Here is a 19,920-nt window from a genome sequence, read left to right on the forward strand (position 1 = left end):
TTTTAAAAGCAAGCTTTTAAAAGATCCGCTCGACTTGCATGTATTAGGCACGCCGCCAGCGTTCGTCCTGAGCCAGGATCAAACTCTCCAAAAGATAGTTTGATTGCTCAAAATAAATGACTAGCTTAAATTTATAAAACGCTTTGTCTTGTTCAGTTTTCAAAGTTCAATCACGTATGTTCGCTCAGAACACATTGAAAATTATATCATTAACCTTTCGCTTTGTCAATAAGAAATTTTTATTTCATTTTCACGAGCGACTTTTAAACTATAACATGACTACCGTAATGTGTCAAATGTTATATTTCTATTAGTCATCGACGTATTTTCAGCGACGAATATTAGTATAACAACCCAATAACTATAAGTCAATACTTTTTATACATTTTTTAATGCTGTTTATCCACATCATTCTTATAAAACTTTCTTTAATAAATTCTCCATTCCGAAATAATAACAATTACATCTATAACCATAGAAGAACACCACTAAATCCCTTGTCTACCCATGATATTTAATTTAATAATGACTTTAAATAACAATAGTAGTGTTAAATGCTTTTATTACAAAGAAGTATAAATATCTACATTATAAATAGATAAGCTTTAATTACTCGGGATTTAGCAGATTACATATCTTTATTATTTAACATTCAAGTTCACCAATGACGACGGACTAAAGGTCGCCTTATGAAATCGCAATTTATGTGCCCACAAATTCCCTTTCATACTATAACAATAAGCAAAAGATGCCTATCCGAGTACTAGCTATTACTAAACATGTATAATTAGTATTCAATTGAGATCCCTTCATTTTCAAAAAAGCTTCAGAATTTATGGGGACAAAATAATAACTCGATACACCTCACTCTTAAAATTCATCTTACACCGATACTTTACTCACTAAAAATCAAAAATTCTTAGTCGTATAGTATCTGTGGTATATCGACTTCCCTTTCGATTCTTCTAAAATAATGTCTAAATATCCCTTATCAACTAAATATTCTAGAAGGACACAAATGTCTACCGAGTAAAGCTTCAATTCTTTTTCCTCAATAATTTCCTGTATTGACCACATTGACTTTCTACTCAACACTTCAATAATATGTGAACTGCCAAGATCTGTTCGCATATGTAGATAAAATTCACTTGCTAAAAATAAAAGCTCCAACCTTTTATCAATCGCTTCATTACTATTAATGAGTTCATTATACATTTTATAAATCTCTGGTTCTAAGTTCTTCACTTGATTCCAAACCGTCACTTCCGGGTGAAATCCTTTTTCAATTAATGATAACCTCGCTAAATGATGAAGAGAGTGAATAACATGATTATATGCATCAAAATAGTGCTTTTGTTCATATAGCTTTTTACCATCTGCATATCTTCTAATTAACTTCGAAAATTCTAATCCAATTCGTAGCTTTCTTTCATGGAACGGAAAATCATTCAAGTCTTGTATTAACTGTTGAAGTGAATCATTACGATCAAAAAGTATTTTTCCATTTAATAACCAATCATATATTTTCCGATTCGATCCAGCCATGAGCCATTCTCTTAATTTATTTTCATAAATACTATAAAGGGCCAGTTTTGTTCCTTCATAACTATAATGTTTCACAAGTAGTTCCGGTTCCTTATCAGTAGATATTATTAATAGCACGGAGTCAAATGTATCCGTTGTTGTAAGCAATTGTTCTGCACTTTCGATTAATAGAACACCGACTGTCGAAGGTAAGCTTGCTCTTTCTTGATATAATGTTCGTACAAAATTATCCATAAATCTATCCTCCAAAAATAGAATCTTATCCTCATTTCGACAAAGTTAGCTAAAATCCTTCAATTACTTCTATTATTTTTTATAGATCTTGACAAAATTGTGAAAAACTTCACTTCAAGGACATTTTCACTTCATGAAACAACTTCACTTTGTCAATTATACCAAACCACATTTATCATATTTTTGATTTACTTTAACTTTATTTTCAAACAAGTCGATAAATTATGTTATAGTTGTAAAAAAGGGGGATTGGACGTGAAGTATTCAAGTAAAATCAATAAAATTCGTACCTTTGCACTTAGTTTAATTTTTCTTGGCTTTATTATTATGTATGTTGGCTTACTTTTTAAAAATTGGCCAATTGTTATGGTACTTTTTATGGTTTTTGGGTTACTTTCAATCATTGCAAGCTGTGTTGTTTATTTTTTAATCGGTATGCTATCGACAAAGGCTGTACAAGTTGTTTGCCCTAGTTGTCAGAAAGTAACGAAGATGTTAGGAAGAGTGGATATATGTATGTATTGTCGTGAACCTTTAACCTTAGATCGCTCTTTAGAAGGGCAAGTTTTTGATGAGAACTTCAATAGCAAAAAAAAGAATGCTTCCGAGCTTTAATCGGGAGCATTGTTTATTAAAAGCCTATCATTTATCGATTAATGCGATTCCTTTTTTGCACATTCTGGACAAATACCATAAACTTCTAATCGGTGGTGACTAACATTAAACCCGGTTACATGAGTTGCGAATTGTTCAACTTCATCGAGACCTGGATATTGAAAGTCGACAATTTTCCCACAACTTTCACATATTGCGTGGTAATGATCGTGAGTGCTAAAATCAAAACGGCTAGAAGAATCACCATAGGTTAGTTCTTTTACTAGACCCACCTCGCGAAAAACACGCAAATTATTATACACTGTTGCGACACTCATATTTGGAAATTTGCCTTCTAATGCTTTAAATATTTCATCAGCTGTTGGATGAGTCATTGAATTTATCAAATATTCAAGTATCGCATGACGTTGTGGTGTAATTCGTACGCCAGACACCTTTAATGTATCTAAAGCTTCCTTCAATTGACTTTGTGACACCGCCATGCACCTCTTTTCTATTAAAAAGATTATTAAATAATAATTCCTATAATTATTGTACCCACTCACCCAGCATTTTGTCAATCAATCCGGCTAGTAATAAAGCTTGATTACACATAAATTCAATAAATTGTTAAAAAGTATACAAACTAATCTTTTTATTCTTGATGTAAATGTTGTTCTTCTATTTGAAAAACTGAATTAACATATCGAGCGGCAACAAATAGAAAATCAGAAAGTCTATTTAAGTATTGTACAACTGCTGGATTAAGGTTTTCAATACTAACTACACACCTTTCTCCTCTTCTAACAATTGTTCTTGCAGTATGAAGAGCCGCCCCCGCAGGATGCCCCCCTGGTAAAATAAAGTTCGACAACGGTTGTAATTTCGCATCAAGTTCATCAATATAACCTTCCAGTGTCTTTACATGCCTCTCCTCTAGCTTCCATGCAACTTCTTTTCCTTCTGGGGTTGATAGTTCTGCTCCAACATGAAAAAGGATTGTTTGTATCTCATGAAAGATCTTTACTATTTTCTCCTTTTCTTGAAAGGATTTATCCTGTAAAAAACTTACAGCAAAACCAATAAATGAGTTTGCTTCATCACATGTTCCATAAGCTTCTACTCGTATATCATTTTTTGGTACACGTACACCATAGACTAAAGATGTAGTTCCTTTATCTCCTGATCTCGTATATATTCGCACAATCAATACCCCCTATTTAAATCGACTAAGTTAACCCAGTTTTCACCTTGTTCAATATAATTTCGTAAGTTTTTCACAAAAATCTCATATGCTCGCGGTAAATACATATCCGTAATTGCCGATAGATGTGGTGTGATCGTTACCTTTTCTGACGGCCAAAATGGGTGGTCTACAGGTAATGGCTCCGTTTCAAATACATCAAGAAATGCATGAGCAAGCTGCCCTTCATTTAACGCATTCATTAAATCTATCTCATTTACCGCATTTCCCCGACCAACATTGATAAAAACTGCCGTCCTTTTCATATGCAAAAACTGTTCTTTTGTAAAAACTTTATTCGTATGTACTGTATTTGGTAAAACCGAAACGATGTAGTCTGCATTTGGTAATATATCATTCAATTGATCAATTGAATACGTTTCATCAAAATCAGGATTTGAGTTTCCACTCCGATTTATACCGATTGTATACATACCAAAAGCTTTCCCGTACGTACTAATTTGTGACCCTATCGCTCCCGCACCCACAACAAGTAATGTCCGACCATATATTTCCTGTTGTTGGACTTTCCGATTCCATACATTCTCTCTTTGTTGTGCTAGAAATACGTGAAGTTGCTTTGCATGTTGTAAAATAAATGCAAAAACAAATTCGGCCATCGGAATTTTATGGATTCCTCTCGCATTTGTAACAATTATCTTTCTCTCTTTTAAAACACGAATCGGAAGCTTTTCAATTCCAGCAGACATCACCATAATCCATTTTAAATTCGGCATTCTACTTATGACATCAGGTGTTACGTCATCACCGTAAGTAAGCAACACGTCTACCGATTCTAGACTCGCTAGTTCATTCACTTTTCTTACGTACGTAAACTCTACGTCTGGAAATTGTTTCTTTACATTCCTTTCCAATTCATCATTTCGTAAAATTGTTCCAACAACATGCATCTCCATCTTCCTTTCAGAAACTTTTATTTTTTATTTCTGTTATGTGTGTATTATGAAAACTTGTCATTGGTGTTAACTATAATTATGAAGAAATAGGCTTTTCTATTATAGCATAAAGATGATTATTTTCGTTTTAGACCGATTCACTAGATATGAACAGAAAAGCCGATAAATCCCTTTTTTGAGGATATTATCGGCTTGATTAAGAGTGAAATCTTATGAGGAGGTATGCCCTACTATACTATATGTACTTATACTTAAAGCGCATGGATGAATGCCTTGTTTTAATAAAACAGGCTTATAACTACTACGCTTACGATAAATGATCTTTTATGTATTGTAAAGCTTCTTCTACATGGCCTTGAACTTTTACTTTACGCCATTCTTTAACAAGAGTTCCCTCTTCATCAATAATGAATGTAGAACGTTCAATACCAAATCCGATTTTACCAAAAACATTCTTTTCCTTCCAAACACCAAATTGTTCACAAAGTTTATGCTCATCATCAACTAACAAAAGAAAAGGTAAGCCATGCTTGTCAATAAATTTTTGGTGCTTTTCTAATGGATCGGCACTAACCCCTAGAATGACTGCATTTAAATTTGTAAAATCATCATGATAATCTCGGAACGTACATGCTTCAGTCGTACATCCCGGTGTCATGTCTTTTGGATAAAAATAAAGGACGACATGTTTTCCACGAAAATCGGATAACTTCACTTTTTCCCCATTACTTGCTAGTAGTTCAATATCAGATACTTGTTCACCGATTGATACGGTCATTAACGATTCCTCCATTCAATCTAATTATTTGTTCAAACTTCGATAAGGAAGCATCACCTGCTTGTCTACGCTTATCCCCCGCTATTTTTGAACGTGGACTTTAAGCTAACATTAACGAAAATAATAAAAAAAGACAAGAAATAATGCTTAACGATAAATATAATCATGTTTCATAGTAGACAAGCGTATATATTAAGGAGCTAACATTCATTTAACCTAACTTATCTTGGATAGATCGAGACGATTTTTCAATTTGTTCCATAAGAAACGTATGATTTAGGAATCAACCCATAGTGTAATTAAAAGAGGTGCAACATGTTTGGATATATATTTCTATTATTTATTATCATTATTATCTCAATGAGCCTCAGAACATTATTTTCCCCAATCCCATATCAAAACAAATTATTATCTTGGGAAAGCTTTCTATACTTAATTTTTATTTATTCAACAATTTTTCTCGGATTTGGTTTAGTTTACTTTATTTTTATTCAAAATGGGTATTCGGTCTTATTAGAAAATGGAGTTAAAGTGGGAGGTTTGCTATATTCATTACAGGCAAGCTTTTATTTTAGTGGGCTAACACTTTTTTCTGTCGGTTACGGAGATATCGCTCCTATCGGTATCGGAAGAGTCGTGGCTATTATCGAAGCACTCATTGGTTACACAATTCCCGCTTCATTTGTTGTTCGAACCGTCATTGATTTCCGCAAAGAGCGAGGATAAGTACAAGCATTATCATTAAAAAAGGCCTTTTATCTATTGAGTTATCATAAATATTGCACTACAATTCAGAAGGACGTTCACTATCAAGAAAGATTATAAGCAAGAAAGGATTTTACTTAATGAAATTAGGTGCCCGCATTTTTAAAACAGGTTTAGCTGTTGTATTAGCGCTTATGATTGGGGAACTGTTGAATTTACCGACACCCGTTTTTGCAGCAATTTCCGCTGTATTCGCAATTCAACCATCGATTTATCGTTCTTACTTGACAATTTTAGAACAAGTCCAAGGAAATGTCATTGGAGCAATCATTGCCATTATTTTCGTTTTACTTTTTGGTAATCATTTTATTATCGTTGGTCTTGCAGCCATTGTGCTTATCATGATTAATCTAAAGTTAAAAATAGACACGGTTTCTTTATCTATCGTTACACTAATTATCATTATGGAAACACCTCAAGACCAATTTATTACATTTGCTATTTTGCGTTTCGCTACAATTATGCTTGGTATTTTATCTGCATTTATCATCAATTTAATCTTCTTACCACCAAAGTACGAAACGAAACTATACAGTTCTATTTCAGAAATAACAAGTGATATATTAAAATGGATTCGTGTGACAAATCATCAAGCCGTTGACTATGTTCTATTGAAAAAAGACATTGTTGCGATTAAAGAACGGCTCATTCATCTTGATCAATTGTTCTTATTTTATAAGGAAGAAAGAACATTTCTTAAAAAGAATAAATGGGGGAAAATGCGGAAGGTAGTCATTTATCGACAAATGATTACAACAGCTAGAAAGGCGTTAGAAATATTAAGGAAGATGCATTATTATGAGCACCACTTCTTTCAATTGCCGGAAAATGTACGTGAGCAATTACTCGAAATTTTAGCCCATTTAAATAATAATCATGAACATTTATTGTTGCGTTATATCGGAAAAGCCGTACAAGTTCATGACAAGGAAATGGAAGAGTATGGAATAAAAAGAATGGAGCTCGTAAATTTATTTAACCAATATCAAGAAGACAGCAACAGTGAATTACTGTTAACCCATATGATTCAGTTGGTTGGAGCCATTCTTGAATATAATGAACAGCTTGAAAAACTGGAAATTCTCGTGAATAGCTTACAACAATACCATAATGAGAAAATTACAATTGATGAAGCTTATTAATATAAAAAGACTGTCCTGATTGCTTTTCTTTCTAGCGAATAGGGACAGTCCTTTACTTCATTTGAAATTACTTTGTCTAGATGTTGGCATTTCCGAGCAAATATCACACGTTCACTTGATTTATCTCTGGTAAATCATCTTTGAACTCATTAAAAGCACCGTGCATAACCGGACCTACAAATTCATTTAGTTTCCAACCGTGACGAATAGCTGCTGCAACAAACTGTTTTGCGTGAAGAACAGCATCAAGTACATCTTCTCCTTTTGCCAGTCTTGCAGTCACAGCCGCTGCAAACGTACAACCAGCCCCATGATTATAGGTTGTATCAATTTTTTCTGTTTCTAGTAAAATAAAATCTTTTCCGTTATAAAATAAATCGACTGCTTTATCATGGTCTAAAGTTTTTCCACCTTTAATCACAACATTTTTCGCACCGAGGTCATAAATTTTCGCTGCAGCTTTTTTCATATCCTCTATACTACGAATTGGACCTTCTTTAGATAATTGCCATGCTTCAAAAAGGTTCGGTGTTGTTACAAGCGCACGTGGCAAAAGAAGTTCACGAGATGCATCAACAGTTTCTGGTAATAGAACTTCATCTTCTCCTTTACAAACCATAACAGGGTCAATAACCACTTTTTCTAATTTGTATTGATCAATATATTTAGCGCCAAGTTCTACAATTTCAACCGAACCAAGCATTCCTGTTTTCATTGCATCCAGACCAACAGAAAAAGCACATTCTAATTGTTTATCAACAACATTTGTGTCGATTGGGAATACGTTATGTTTCCATTGTTCTTTTGGATCCATCGCAACAATGGATGTTAATGCAGTCATTCCATATGTACCGTGTTCTTGGAATGTTTTTAAGTCTGCTTGTATACCTGCGCCTCCGCTAGTATCAGATCCAGCAAGCGTTAATGTCTTCTTTAACCCCATCTCTACTTCCTCCTAAATTTGAATATCTTGTTGATATAAATGTACTAGATTTATTATATCACTATTTCAATAGTAGAAAAATGTACATATTATTTTTATTCTAGGAAAATCTCCATTTATCAGCTACAAGCTGTTTATAACTTAATTATTATTATTCTTCTACTTCATTCCAACTGTTGAACAGTAAATAGATGATAATAGTTTCCTTTTTTCTTCATTAACTCTTCATGTGTACCCATTTCAACAATTTCTCCATGTTCAACTAAAACGATACGATCTGCATGGGTGATGGTCGATAGCCGGTGGGCGACAATTAACGTTGTCCGATGTCTAGCTAAATTGTCGAGAGCCTCTTGAATTAAATGTTCACTCTCTAAATCAAGGGCGGACGTTGCTTCATCTAGCACAATAATAGAAGGGTCTTTTAAAAATAATCGGGCAATTGCAATTCTTTGTTTTTGACCACCTGATAATTTTACCCCCCGCTCTCCCACTTTCGTATCAAACCCTTCTGGTAAATTCATAATAAACTCGTATGCATTTGCGAGTTTTGCCGCTTCAATCACTTCTTCACCGGTTGCATTTGGTCGTCCTAACAAAATATTTTCTTTCACTGTATCACTAAATAATATACTATCTTGTAATACCATTCCAATTTGATCACGAAGATCTTTCACTTTTAGTTCACGTATATCAATTCCATCTAAGAATATTCTACCTTCAGTAACATCATAAAATCGAGGGAGTAAACTAACTAACGTAGACTTCCCTCCTCCACTCATTCCAACAAAAGCAATCGTTTGACCCTTTTCTATGGAAAGATTTATCTTTTTAAGGACGTATCGTGTGTCTTCTTCATATTTGAACGATACCGAATCGAATTGAATACGTCCTTCCGCTTTCTTCAACGATTTCGCATTTTCACAGTCTACAATATCATATTCTTCATCAAATAAATCAAACACACGGTCCATCGAAGCAATCGATTGCGTGAGTGTTGTCGATGAATTAACAAGTCGACGCAACGGGTTATACAGCCGGTCAATATACCCAGTAAAAGCAACTAATGTCCCAACCGTTAAGTTTCCTTGAATAACTTCATAAGCAGCATAACCTATAACAAGCAGTGGTGATATGTCTGTGATTGTATTAACGACTGCAAACGCCTTTGCATACCAACTCGTATGATTTAACGCTTTTTGTAAAAAATTAGAATTTGTTTCATGAAATAGCTTTTGCTCATGCTCTTCAATAGCAAAACTTTTTATGACAGCTACTCCCTGAACGCGTTCATGCAAATATCCTTGTACTTCAGCTAATGCTTGTGAACGACTTCGGGTCAATTTCCTTAAATTACCAAAGAAATATTTTATTGAAAAGGCATAAAATGGAAACATTAACAATGACACAAAAGTTAATTTAACATCCATTGAAAACATAATCGTAGCAGTAATAATAATCGTTGTTAAATCAATCCATACGTTCATTAATCCCGTTACGACAAAGTCCTTCGTTTGTTCGACATCATTTATCACCCTGGAAATAATTTCGCCAGTTTTCTTATTTGAATAGTACTTTAGGCCCAATCTCTGTAAATGATTGTATAACTTTTGTCGAATATCAAATAAAACTTTATTTGCTGTCCATTGAGCAAAATATTGACGATAATATTCAACTGGTGGACGTAAAAGAATAAAAATAACCGCCATCATTCCAACTGCCCACCATAATTGCGTAAACTTCTCTTGTTTTGTCAATGCATCATTAACAATAACATCATCAATTAAAAATTTTGCTAGTAGTGGAATCAATAATGGAATAGCGAATTTAATAATTCCAATAAAAAGTGTAGCGATAATTTGAACTCGGTACGGTTTAACGAATTGCATGTACCGCTTCATGCTCCCCATATATTTCTCTCCCTTAAAAATGAATCCGAACCAATGTCCATTGATTCGGTATTTTCATCTTCATATTCATTTATTAAAACTTTCGATAGGTTAAAAATCGCTCATACCATTGATCAATAAAATCAGGTGCAAATGGCCCTTTTTTTTGATGAATCCAATCAATAAGTTTGTCCATATTTGCTTTCAAAATTTTATCAATTACTTCTGGATACCCCATCAATTTTCGGTGTTCTTCATATTCATCTTCATCGAGTAATACATAAGTCATATCTGGGAAAACTTTTATATCTAAATCATAGTCGATATATTTTAATGCTTCATCATCAAAAACAAATGGCGAACTTAAATTACAATAATAGTGAATACCATCTTCTCTTAACATCCCTAAAATATTAAACCAGCATTGAGAATGGAAATAACAAATTGCCGGTTCTCTCGTAATCCATGTTCGACCGTCAGACTCAGTAACAGTTGTGCGGTCGTTTCCCCCGATAATTACGTTTTTCGTCCCTTTTAAAACTGTCGTCTCCTCCCAGATACGATGAATATGTCCATTATGTTTGTAACTATGTATTTGAATTGTTTCTCCTTCCATGGGAATCCCCATTTTAATCCCTACTTTCTATTTCCGACCATATATCAAGTTTAAATTTTCTCTTTTACACCGGTCCTCAATTTTCTAATCTCTTTTGAATTGATTTTGTTGTTATTTTTATATTATAACGTTTCCTTTCCATTTTTAAAACAAATGCTCCTAACCAAATATTAATTTCTTACAATTCACCATTTATTACAGATGAAATTTCCTGACTATGTGTTTTTAACATACAAAAAAGGTGCCTCCGATTAAGAAGCACCTTTTTTGAATGTAAGGATTTTGATTCCTTTTAAGTACTGATAAATAGTTTGCACATATTAACTATGTTATGAGTTTTGGCCTTTGTTAGATTCTGCCTTTTGATTTTGACGACGAACTTCTTTTGCATTCGTTTCGCTAGCAAATTCAGTACCAAATTGACCTTGTCCAGCAGATTGAGCGTTTTGTTGTCTTACTTCTTGAAAGTTTGTACCAGTTTGTTCTTTATTGTTTTTTGCCATGTTTATCACCTCCACATATCATAAGATGTCCAATTGAAGGTGAGGTTATCCATTTTTTTTATAGAAATTCCAGGAGTTTTTTAAAAAAAGGAGAATAACTATACGAGTAGTGATCTTCCACCGTCTACAATTAACGTTTGTCCACGTATCATAGAGGATTGATCAGAAATGAAAAACATAATGGCATTAACCATATCCTCCATTTCGACCATTTTCCCTGCAGGCGTATTTTTTCTCGCATCTTCCAGCAATTCTTCACGGTTTGGAAAATGTTTTAACGCTTCTGTGTCGATTGCACCACCTGAAACAGCATTAACGATAATATTTTTTGGAGCTAACTCTACTGCCAAATAGCGAGTTAGAGCTTCCAATGCCGCCTTCGAAACACCGACAAGGGTGTAATTTTCTAAATAACGAATCGAACCAATTGAACTAATGCTGACAATTTTCCCGCCACCATTTCGTTCCATCAATTTCGCAGCTTCTTGGGCACAAAATAAAAGGGCTTTACTATTAATATTCATCGTCCAATTCCAGTGAGTTTCCTCAATATCCATAACTGGGCGCAATACACCAGAAGCCGCATTATTGACAAGAACATCTAAACGACCGAAAGCCTTGTCAATTTCTTGAAACATTGCTTTTATTTTATCAACATCCCCAACATGTGCTCGGACAACGAGTGATTTTCTACCTAATTGTTCAATTTCCTTAGCTGTTTCTTCCGCAGCCGATTTACTTCGAACGTAATTAATAACAATATCATATCCTTCTTCTGCGAGTCGGATTGCTGTTTTTTTACCAATACCACGACTTGCTCCGGTAACTAAAGCAACTTTATTAGACATATTATTTCATCCTTTCATTCATTCTAAAAAATAGTCGTTCGCTTCTTAAAATATAACGAACACAATGTTTATTCATGAATATTCACCTAATATGTAACAAAAACTATGAAAAAAGAGGTGTTCTTCTATGTATGATGGTCGAGATATGACAGAGCTAACGATGATGTCACTAGCTGATTGGCAAGATCATGAACTGATCTTTTTTCAACGGTCCTTTCAACAAATTATGCCTTATTTAAATCAAGAAGGTCAATCCATATATAAAAAAATTATTAATGAAATTGAAGAGCGAGGGGGATTAAAACAGCTACAAACGGATGATACACCTTCTAATCAATATTCATAAAAAAATCACCAATAAAAGAAGCAATTGATGTTATTTGTCAATTGCTTCTTCTTGGCTAATAGGAAGGCTTGGCTCTAGCAACATTACATCAAATCCGAAAAACTCTTTTTCCAGCGAACTCTAAGCTCTTTGGTTCCTAAAGGCTCTAGCATCTCCGAGTTTTCTTTATTCTATATATGCTTGCCATACTTTTTGATATGGAACGGGAAGAGGATATTGACTTAATTCATCAATGGAAACGAGTTTAAAGGTATTTGTCTCTTGAATGTCTCCGGTAATTTCCCCTGTGAAAGCATGAATTTTCCATGTTAAGTGTGAAAACACATGATTAATAACCGTTAATGGTTGTAATATTTCCACTTTACCCGAATGATGTTCCATCCACGTTTTCTCAAAAAAAGTAACCATATTTTTATGTTTGCCACTCAACGGTATATTTGGAAATTCCCATAAACTTGCTAACAATCCTTCATCCGGACGCTTTTGAATGAAGACCTGACCTTTTTCATCCATCAAGAGTGCAGCGATAAACTCTACCGTCTTCCCCTTTTTCTGTTTTGTTTTTACAGGGAAATTCGTTTCTGTTCCGTGTTGAAATGCACGGCAATGATCTCGTACTGGACAAAGTAGGCATGCTGGTGATGTCGGTTTACATATGAGCGCACCAAGTTCCATTAAGCCTTGGTTAAAGCTAGACGGATCATCATGAGAAATAATCGCCTCTGTTATTTGTTCAAAAAGTTTCCGGGTGCGCGCCTTTGCTATATCATCCTCTATTTCAAAAACCCTTGATAGTACACGCATAACATTTCCATCTACAGCTGGGATTGGTTGATCATATGCAATACTTAACACTGCTCCCGTTGTGTAAGGACCGACACCCTTCAATTGACTAAATTTCTCTTTTTCAACAGGAACTACTCCGCCATATTTCTCGTCTACTTCTTTGACCGCTGCTTGTAAGTTTTTTACACGCGAATAGTACCCTAATCCTTCCCAAACTTTTAATAATTCTTGTTCATCAGCCTCAGCTAATGCTTGTATCGTTGGATACTTTTCGATAAAGCGATGAAAATATGGGATAACGGTATCGACACGGGTTTGTTGTAACATGATTTCAGAAACCCATACTTTGTAAGGATCTTTATCCTTTCTCCAAGGAAGATCTCGTTTTTCTGCTTTAAACCAGTCGCGTAGTGATTTTTGAAAATCGTCTATGTTGAAGCTTTTTAAAAATGTCAGTACTCTTTCTTTCACACTTTGTCCTCCAAATGATAATATTTAATTAGAATCATAATTCACATGTTCGATGCGTACAATAAAAAATTGTATAATATCGTTTCTTTGAACAATGCTATGAATAATCATATCATCATTTTATATGATAACATGATGAATTCAGTACATTTTAAACTAGCCCTCGTTGTTGACTATATCAGCAGTCGAGTAAATACTTGGAGGTATGTTCTTGGATACTGGAACACATATTGTTATGGGTATTGCTTTAGGTGGACTGGCGACCATTGATCCAGTTGTATTCAATCATACAGAAACATATCACAGTGTTTTAATTGCTACAATTGTCGGATCGCAAATTCCGGATATTGATACGGTTTTGAAGTTACGAAATAATGCTGTATACATCCGAAACCACCGAGGCATTACTCATTCCATTCCTGCCGTCGTGTTGTGGCCACTTGCTATTGTAGCTATTTTATATTTGTTTTTCCCTGGGGCAAATTTACTTCATCTTTGGTTATGGACCTTTTTCGCTGTCTTTTTACACGTGTTTGTTGATATTTTTAATGCATATGGAACTCAGGCTTTACGACCATTCTCCTCAAAGTGGGTAGCGCTTGGCTGGATCAATACATTCGATCCATTCATATTCGGCATCCACGTAGTTTGCATTATTATTTGGGGACTTGGTGCTGATCCTCGCATTGTGTTCCTGACTATGTACGGAATCATTATCGGATATTATTTATACAGATACTATATTAGAAAATCACTAGTATCCATGATAAAAAAACGCATTCCTGATACAGAGGAAGTTATTTTAAGCCCGACGATGAAGTTTTTCCAATGGCGTATTGCTGTTATTGCAAAAAGTAAATTTTATGTTGCTCATGCATTCCGTCGTAGTTTTACGGTAGTTGATGAATTTGAACGGATTCCTCTACCAGATAATCCGATAATGAATGCGGCAATTAAAGATAAAAATGTTGGTGCTTTTTTATCCTTTTCCCCCGTCTATCGTTGGGAAATTGAAGAAGGAAACCATTACAATGAAGTTCGATTCATCGATTTACGTTATCGAAGTAAAGATCATTATCCCTTTTTCGCTGTTGTTAAACTAGACCATGAACTAAATATTTTGACATCCTATACGGGTTGGATTTACAACAAGGAGAAAATTAGAAAAAAACTAGAAATCTTACCACAGTAATTGCCAAAAAAATATAAGCAAATTTCTCTCAAACTAAACCATACTAAAAGTGCGTAACTATTTATACGCACTTTTTATTTTTCTCTCTAAAAAATTCACTATATTAAGGAGGAAAAAACCTTGGTACGTAATAAAGAAAAAGGTTTTCCAAATCAAGATGATCAAAAATTAGAAGGAATGCCTCGTGCTCAAGCGAAATACGCTTCTTTAAGAGCTGATGGGACAATTAATACGCACCCTCAAGAAAGAATGCACGCATCAAACAAAAGAGGAAACCAATAATAATGTATACACAGGACTTTTCGGTTTCCCAATATTGAAAAGTCCTGTTTCTTTATTCCACTTCCTCTAATAAAGAAATTGGAAGTCCTTCTTCTTTGCCATTTCCGTTGAGCCGATATCCCCAAGCAAAATAGCCTTTCAAGTAATTAACGCGAAAATATGTATCCGCTTCATTTCGTAACCGATATATTTCCCCTTTTTTTATATCTTTTGGATTTCGCAAATAACTTTCTGCCATGAGTGCTTTTCGTTCAAGAACAGCGTATTCATTTAGGATTCCGAGTTGTTCCGCTTTTCTCGCCTTTTCTCTTAAGTTAGCGATTTCTTGTTTTAATTCTAATTCAGTCATTTCACTATATCTTTTTTCTTCCATTTTAACACCTTCCCTTGTCTATTCTTCTGATGTAATATAATCTTCAAGAAAACGTTCAATATCAGAAAGTTGGAATCCCCTCCGATATAGATACTGTTTCACTTTAATAATTCGTTTGTCTACTGGTTGTGATTGGTACTTTCTCCAAGCCTTCTCCCCTTGGAATCGAATCGCATCCTCTTCATTATTTTCTTCGTTATGAATGAACGTCGCTTCCATCGCTTTTGAAATAATTTCTTTCGTGTAGCCTTTACGAACTAACATTTGCTGTAAATTATTTTTTAACTGGATAGAAGATAATGTTTTCCCTTTTCTTTTATGCTTATGACAAAGGGAGATTGCCTTTTCCAATTGAATTTCAGGTAAGTAATGCTTGTCTACGATTTCCTCAATCATTATGTCAGTAATTCCCTTTTTCCTTAATGCCTCTTTTAAAATGATTGGTCCTTTGTCCGTCGTATTCAATTGTGTTTTAACATACAAAGCTGTAAATTCTTCATCATTTATATATTTTCGTTCACGGAGGCGACGAATGACTTCCTCAATGACTCCTTCGTCAATTCCTTTATCACTTAAATAATCATGGACTTCTTTCATCGACCGCATACGAAAGGATAAAAATTGGATCGCTTGATTATACGCCTTTTGTATTTCTTCATGATAAAAAATGTCTGTTAACTCTTCCTCGCTTACATCTTTCCCTTTTCGTAAATCATGTTTAATCAATATATCTTCACTTACACTAAACGCATATTGACCAGATATACCATCGTCAAAAAATATATTGTACCGTTCTTTATTATTTTTCTGGACGGTTATTTTCTTAATGACTGGCAGGATGTACACCCCCATTCATGTTTTCTCTAACACAAATTTATCATAAAAGAACAATTTTGTATTCAATTTGAACTTAAGCTACGTATGGTTTGGTTTATGTTGGAAAAAATAATATTGTCGTGTGAATATTTTTGGAGGTGACAAATATGGCAAACGATAAAAGAAAACGTGAAGTGGAGAAAATTCAATTGAAAAAAGCACAAGAAATCATCTATGGACGGGACTTCAAGCGAGCAGATCAAGCGGCTGCATCCGTACGAGAGAAAAGATAAGTAGAACGTTTGTGGTATACACTGTTAACTCTTACCTGAAATAATCATACGTGAATCGGCCATTCTATATGTGAGGATGAATCCTCTTCAAATATGTCTATGAAAGGGGTCTCCATATGGGACGTGCTCGTGGTCAAAAAACTCGTGATAAAAACAAAGCAACACTTCCTCAAGTTCCGAAAAACATGAAATCGGACGGATTAGATGTGGAATATTCAAATGAACTAGCTGATTTACAAGATCGAGAAGCCGTTGCACGATCAAATGCGGCAGACAAGCGTGTAAAAGCAAAACAAAAGAGAAAGTAAAAAAACTTTACCTAGGAGTTCAAAGCCCAGTTGAGAAATTTTAAAAAAATGGGGGTTAAATTTCCCCCATTTTTATTCTTCATGTTCTTTTGCTTTTTCTACCAATCTTTCCACTTTCACCTTTTCAATCCGATGATGGTCAACTTCCGTTACGGAAAGTTTTAAGTTTTCATAGTAAATAACTTCACCAACTGCCGGCTCTCGTGATAAATGTTCAAAAATCCAACCACCTAAATTATAGTAAGTCGTTTCAGGAACAGGAACATTCATCATTTGTGCAAAATCATCTATATGAAATTGTGCACTAAAAACAAATACATCTTCAGATAATTTAGTCATAATGCTAACCTTTTCATCATGTTCATCCCATATTTCTCCAACTAACTCTTCTAAAATATCCTCCATTGTAATAATCCCTGCTGTTCCACCAAATTCATCTAATACAATAGCCATATGACTCTTCGTTCTTTGAAGTTCTGGAAGTAAAGTAGCAATTTTCATTGACTTTACAACAAACATTGGTTGCCTTAATAATGAACGGATGCTCACTTCTTCACCTTTAACTAATTCTGCAAAATATTCACGTTCCGATAAAAAACCGATGATATTATCTATATTATCCTCGTAGACAGGAATTCTTGAATACCGTTCTTCCAACAATATTTTCGTAATCTCCTCAATAGGCTGATTTACTTCAATGGCTACAATATCCAATCGATGTGTTAAAATTTCACCAACAATGATTTCGTTAAATTCTAAAGATCTGTGCAACAATTCCTTTTCATTTTTGTTAATAACACCTTCTTCAGCACTTATATCAACCATCGCCTTTATTTCTTCCTCTGTAACCGATGGCAAATTTTCTTTAGAACTTGAGAATAATTTTGCTACAGAGCTTTTCAATTTCGAGAAAAGTAAATTCACAGGTGATAACCCTCTTACTAACATGTATAAAATCCCTGATATTTTTAATGGGTATGTCTCTGCATGTTCTTTTGCAATAGACTTTGGCAAGATTTCTCCAAAAGTAAGAATAATGAATGTCATTCCAAAAGTACTAATAATTAATCCTAGATTTGGGCCATATATATTGGTAACGACAGCTGTTGAAATACTTGAAGCACCAATATTCACTAAGTTTTTTCCGACTAAAATCGTAGAAATGGCGTCATCAAAGTTTTCTATTATATAAATTGCCTTTTCACTACCCCTTCTTCCCTCTTTTGTAAAATTGTACAGTCGAATTTTATTTACACTAGAAAAAGCTGTTTCCGCAGATGAAAAAAATGCAGATAATAAAATTAAAAACACGAATAGCAAGATTAATCCTATGGGCACGTCTGCCACGCTAAACTCACACTCCAATGACAAATTTTCAATCCTTCTTGAGATTGATTTTATCACAAATACAATAAAATGGCTCATTTTTCCATCTTTTCTTTTTCTTCTATTAAAAATGATTCAAAATAGAAAAGGAGCACCACATCTGGTAGCTCCCTATTTCAAATAAGTTAACGTTTTTCCAGTAAAGCCAAATAAAATTGACATAATCGGCGATATTAAACAAAAGAAAGCAAAAGGTAAGTAATCGATTGTAGAAACACCAAGGACACTCGTAATAAACACACCACATACACTCCATGGAACGAGAGGGTTCACTACCGTTCCAGCATCTTCTAAAACACGCGATAAATTTTTATTTGCTAAACCTAATCTCTTGTACTGCGATTGAAAAGATTCTCCTGTTAATAAAATGGCTAAATATTGTTCACCAATTAATGTATTGATTCCAATTGCCGTAAGTGCCGAAGCCGTAATAACGGATGACACTGATTCAAGTAACTTTTCGATAAACTGGATAATTCGTGGAATAATGCCTAAAGTAAAAAATAAGCCACCCATTCCTAAAGCTAAGAGTACGAGTGTGATGGTAAAAAACATGCTGCTTATTCCACCTCTAGTCAATAATTCATCAATCGCTTGATTACCAGTATTTGATATATATCCTTTATAAAAGATCGTAGGTAGATCATTCATTATCGAATGACGATGAAAAAAAGATAACAAGACAGCTAAAATAGAACTTACGGATAACGATAAAAAAGCTGGTACACTTTTTATGGAAAGGATCAATAAGATAATTAACGGAATCCAACTATACCAATGAATAAGTCCTGTATTCATTAAACTATCCTTAAACGTATTTATTTTTTCAAAGTCCCCTTTTCCTAAAGTTGGCGAAAGAATCGTAAAGAAAATAAGGGATATGAGGAATGTAGGGATGGTCGTCCAGCACATGTTCCGAATATGTTCAAATAAATCAACCTTTAATACTGTTGATGCTAGATTTGTCGTATCTGATAAAGGTGACATCTTATCACCAAAAAAAGCACCGGATACAATAGCGCCAGCAGTAATGGATAATGATATGTCCATCGTTAATGCAATACTGATAAAAGCAACACCGATTGTGCCAACGGTTGTTAAAGAACTCCCAATTCCAATTCCAATCATTGCGGTTACGATAAAAACAACAGCATAAAAGTAATGGTTTGTCGTAATTCCAAACCCCGTGTACATTAGGGTTGGAATCGTCCCACTAATCATCCAGCACGCGATTAACAGCCCAATAAAAAACAATAGAAAAACAGCACCAATGCCTGATATCGCTCCATTTACAAGCCCTTGTTCTAACTGTTTAAAAGGAATGCCTCTTAATAAACCGTAAAAAATAAAAAATATAATGACGGTTAAAATGGGGATATGTGGTGTTGCTTCCAACTGGATAATCCCAAAACTAAGGATGCATATACTAACAATAGCAAGAAAGATTGCTTCTATCGTACCCGGTTCATAACAAGAAGTGTTTTTATTCATGCTTGCCTCCAGATATTTCTGTTTTTTTTTGAAATTTAAGTGCTATTTTACTATATTTTTACTTTAGCACTTAAAAGCGTCTATGTGTTAAAGATTTTATTTTACTATAATCATAGTTATGAAAATTGTCAAGGAACCCCGTGCAATAAAATACGCTAT

The 19,920-nt window shown here is 34.3% G+C and carries 23 protein-coding genes and 1 rRNA gene; 8 read left to right on the plus strand and 16 right to left on the minus strand.

Going from position 1 to position 19,920, the window contains the following annotated elements:
• Positions 1–94 (minus strand): 16S ribosomal RNA (locus tag BN2144_RS00435); the annotation flags it as partial.
• An 815-nt stretch (positions 95–909) separates the two neighbouring features.
• A complete protein-coding gene (locus BN2144_RS00440; RefSeq protein WP_033826409.1) occupies positions 910–1,779 on the minus strand; it encodes a nucleotidyltransferase-like protein in 870 nt (289 codons plus the stop codon).
• Positions 1,780–2,028: 249 nt separating this feature from the next.
• Here BN2144_RS00440 and BN2144_RS00445 point away from each other — a divergent pair, with 249 nt between their 5' ends.
• Positions 2,029–2,394, plus strand: coding sequence for a YgzB family protein (locus BN2144_RS00445; protein ID WP_033826410.1), 366 nt, complete (start codon positions 2,029–2,031; stop codon positions 2,392–2,394).
• A gap of 38 nt (positions 2,395–2,432) precedes the next feature.
• Here the strand turns inward: BN2144_RS00445 and perR are convergent, their stop codons facing one another.
• The 4 genes from perR to bcp all read right to left on the minus strand — a co-directional run bounded on the left by perR (position 2,433) and on the right by bcp (position 5,311).
• A complete protein-coding gene (gene perR / locus BN2144_RS00450; protein WP_075047776.1) occupies positions 2,433–2,876 on the minus strand; it encodes a peroxide-responsive transcriptional repressor PerR in 444 nt (147 codons plus the stop codon).
• A gap of 152 nt (positions 2,877–3,028) precedes the next feature.
• Positions 3,029–3,577: a cob(I)yrinic acid a,c-diamide adenosyltransferase gene (locus BN2144_RS00455; RefSeq protein WP_033826412.1), complete on the minus strand. Its 549-nt coding sequence runs from the start codon at positions 3,575–3,577 to the stop codon at positions 3,029–3,031.
• A gap of 2 nt (positions 3,578–3,579) precedes the next feature.
• A complete protein-coding gene (locus BN2144_RS00460) occupies positions 3,580–4,527 on the minus strand; it encodes a D-2-hydroxyacid dehydrogenase (protein WP_033826413.1) in 948 nt (315 codons plus the stop codon).
• A gap of 313 nt (positions 4,528–4,840) precedes the next feature.
• On the minus strand, positions 4,841–5,311 hold the full coding sequence (gene bcp / locus BN2144_RS00465; RefSeq protein ID WP_033826414.1) for a thioredoxin-dependent thiol peroxidase: 471 nt from the start codon (positions 5,309–5,311) through the stop codon (positions 4,841–4,843).
• 315 nt (positions 5,312–5,626) lie between these two features.
• Here bcp and BN2144_RS00470 point away from each other — a divergent pair, with 315 nt between their 5' ends.
• Together BN2144_RS00470 and BN2144_RS00475 are read left to right on the plus strand one after the other, a co-directional pair.
• The gene (locus tag BN2144_RS00470) at positions 5,627–6,037 is read left to right on the plus strand and encodes an ion channel (protein ID WP_033826415.1); all 411 of its coding nucleotides are present in this window, start codon (positions 5,627–5,629) and stop codon (positions 6,035–6,037) included.
• A 119-nt stretch (positions 6,038–6,156) separates the two neighbouring features.
• A complete protein-coding gene (locus BN2144_RS00475; protein WP_033826416.1) occupies positions 6,157–7,218 on the plus strand; it encodes an FUSC family protein in 1,062 nt (353 codons plus the stop codon).
• Positions 7,219–7,321: 103 nt separating this feature from the next.
• Here BN2144_RS00475 and pdxK read toward each other — a convergent pair whose 3' ends face one another.
• The 5 genes from pdxK to fabL all read right to left on the minus strand — a co-directional run bounded on the left by pdxK (position 7,322) and on the right by fabL (position 12,017).
• The gene (gene pdxK / locus BN2144_RS00480) at positions 7,322–8,161 is read right to left on the minus strand and encodes a pyridoxine/pyridoxal/pyridoxamine kinase (RefSeq protein ID WP_033826417.1); all 840 of its coding nucleotides are present in this window, start codon (positions 8,159–8,161) and stop codon (positions 7,322–7,324) included.
• 164 nt (positions 8,162–8,325) lie between these two features.
• Positions 8,326–10,071: an ABC transporter ATP-binding protein gene (locus BN2144_RS00485; RefSeq protein ID WP_033826418.1), complete on the minus strand. Its 1,746-nt coding sequence runs from the start codon at positions 10,069–10,071 to the stop codon at positions 8,326–8,328.
• 73 nt (positions 10,072–10,144) lie between these two features.
• Positions 10,145–10,678: a nucleoside tri-diphosphate phosphatase gene (gene ntdP / locus BN2144_RS00490; RefSeq protein ID WP_033826419.1), complete on the minus strand. Its 534-nt coding sequence runs from the start codon at positions 10,676–10,678 to the stop codon at positions 10,145–10,147.
• A gap of 317 nt (positions 10,679–10,995) precedes the next feature.
• Positions 10,996–11,169, minus strand: coding sequence for a gamma-type small acid-soluble spore protein (locus BN2144_RS00495; RefSeq protein WP_033826420.1), 174 nt, complete (start codon positions 11,167–11,169; stop codon positions 10,996–10,998).
• 98 nt (positions 11,170–11,267) lie between these two features.
• On the minus strand, positions 11,268–12,017 hold the full coding sequence (fabL, locus tag BN2144_RS00500; protein WP_033826421.1) for an enoyl-[acyl-carrier-protein] reductase FabL: 750 nt from the start codon (positions 12,015–12,017) through the stop codon (positions 11,268–11,270).
• A gap of 127 nt (positions 12,018–12,144) precedes the next feature.
• On the opposite strand from fabL, the gene BN2144_RS00505 reads away from it, so the two are divergent.
• Positions 12,145–12,363 carry a hypothetical protein gene (locus BN2144_RS00505; protein WP_033826422.1) on the plus strand — a complete coding sequence of 73 codons (219 nt, stop codon included), beginning with the start codon at positions 12,145–12,147 and terminating at the stop codon, positions 12,361–12,363.
• A 165-nt stretch (positions 12,364–12,528) separates the two neighbouring features.
• Here the strand turns inward: BN2144_RS00505 and mutY are convergent, their stop codons facing one another.
• The gene (gene mutY / locus BN2144_RS00510; protein WP_033826423.1) at positions 12,529–13,620 is read right to left on the minus strand and encodes an A/G-specific adenine glycosylase; all 1,092 of its coding nucleotides are present in this window, start codon (positions 13,618–13,620) and stop codon (positions 12,529–12,531) included.
• A gap of 211 nt (positions 13,621–13,831) precedes the next feature.
• Between mutY and BN2144_RS00515 the strand changes: the two genes are divergently transcribed.
• Positions 13,832–14,812, plus strand: a complete 981-nt coding sequence (locus BN2144_RS00515; RefSeq protein WP_033826424.1) for a metal-dependent hydrolase — start codon at positions 13,832–13,834, stop codon at positions 14,810–14,812.
• A gap of 120 nt (positions 14,813–14,932) precedes the next feature.
• Positions 14,933–15,094, plus strand: coding sequence for a small, acid-soluble spore protein K (locus tag BN2144_RS00520; RefSeq protein ID WP_033826425.1), 162 nt, complete (start codon positions 14,933–14,935; stop codon positions 15,092–15,094).
• 52 nt (positions 15,095–15,146) lie between these two features.
• On the opposite strand, the gene BN2144_RS00525 is transcribed toward BN2144_RS00520, so the two are convergent.
• Together BN2144_RS00525 and recX are read right to left on the minus strand one after the other, a co-directional pair.
• Entirely contained in the window at positions 15,147–15,467 is a 321-nt protein-coding gene (locus BN2144_RS00525) for a YfhH family protein (protein WP_033826426.1), read from the minus strand.
• Positions 15,468–15,485: 18 nt separating this feature from the next.
• Positions 15,486–16,319, minus strand: coding sequence for a recombination regulator RecX (gene recX, locus BN2144_RS00530; protein ID WP_050632153.1), 834 nt, complete (start codon positions 16,317–16,319; stop codon positions 15,486–15,488).
• A gap of 131 nt (positions 16,320–16,450) precedes the next feature.
• Between recX and BN2144_RS18950 the strand changes: the two genes are divergently transcribed.
• Positions 16,451–16,576 (plus strand): YfhE family protein, encoded by a 126-nt coding sequence (locus tag BN2144_RS18950; RefSeq protein ID WP_082195109.1) that lies wholly within the window; start codon positions 16,451–16,453, stop codon positions 16,574–16,576.
• Positions 16,577–16,692: 116 nt separating this feature from the next.
• Positions 16,693–16,884: a YfhD family protein gene (locus tag BN2144_RS00535; protein WP_033826427.1), complete on the plus strand. Its 192-nt coding sequence runs from the start codon at positions 16,693–16,695 to the stop codon at positions 16,882–16,884.
• A 72-nt stretch (positions 16,885–16,956) separates the two neighbouring features.
• Here BN2144_RS00535 and BN2144_RS00540 read toward each other — a convergent pair whose 3' ends face one another.
• Positions 16,957–18,231 carry a hemolysin family protein gene (locus tag BN2144_RS00540; RefSeq protein WP_033826428.1) on the minus strand — a complete coding sequence of 425 codons (1,275 nt, stop codon included), beginning with the start codon at positions 18,229–18,231 and terminating at the stop codon, positions 16,957–16,959.
• Between the two features lie 150 nt (positions 18,232–18,381).
• Positions 18,382–19,761 (minus strand): Na+/H+ antiporter NhaC, encoded by a 1,380-nt coding sequence (nhaC, locus tag BN2144_RS00545; RefSeq protein WP_033826429.1) that lies wholly within the window; start codon positions 19,759–19,761, stop codon positions 18,382–18,384.
• Positions 19,762–19,920: the final 159 nt, after the last annotated feature.

Origin of the sequence: Bacillus andreraoultii, from assembly GCF_001244735.1 — a bacterium.
Classification (GTDB): Bacteria; Bacillota; Bacilli; order Bacillales; family Caldibacillaceae; genus Caldifermentibacillus; species Caldifermentibacillus andreraoultii.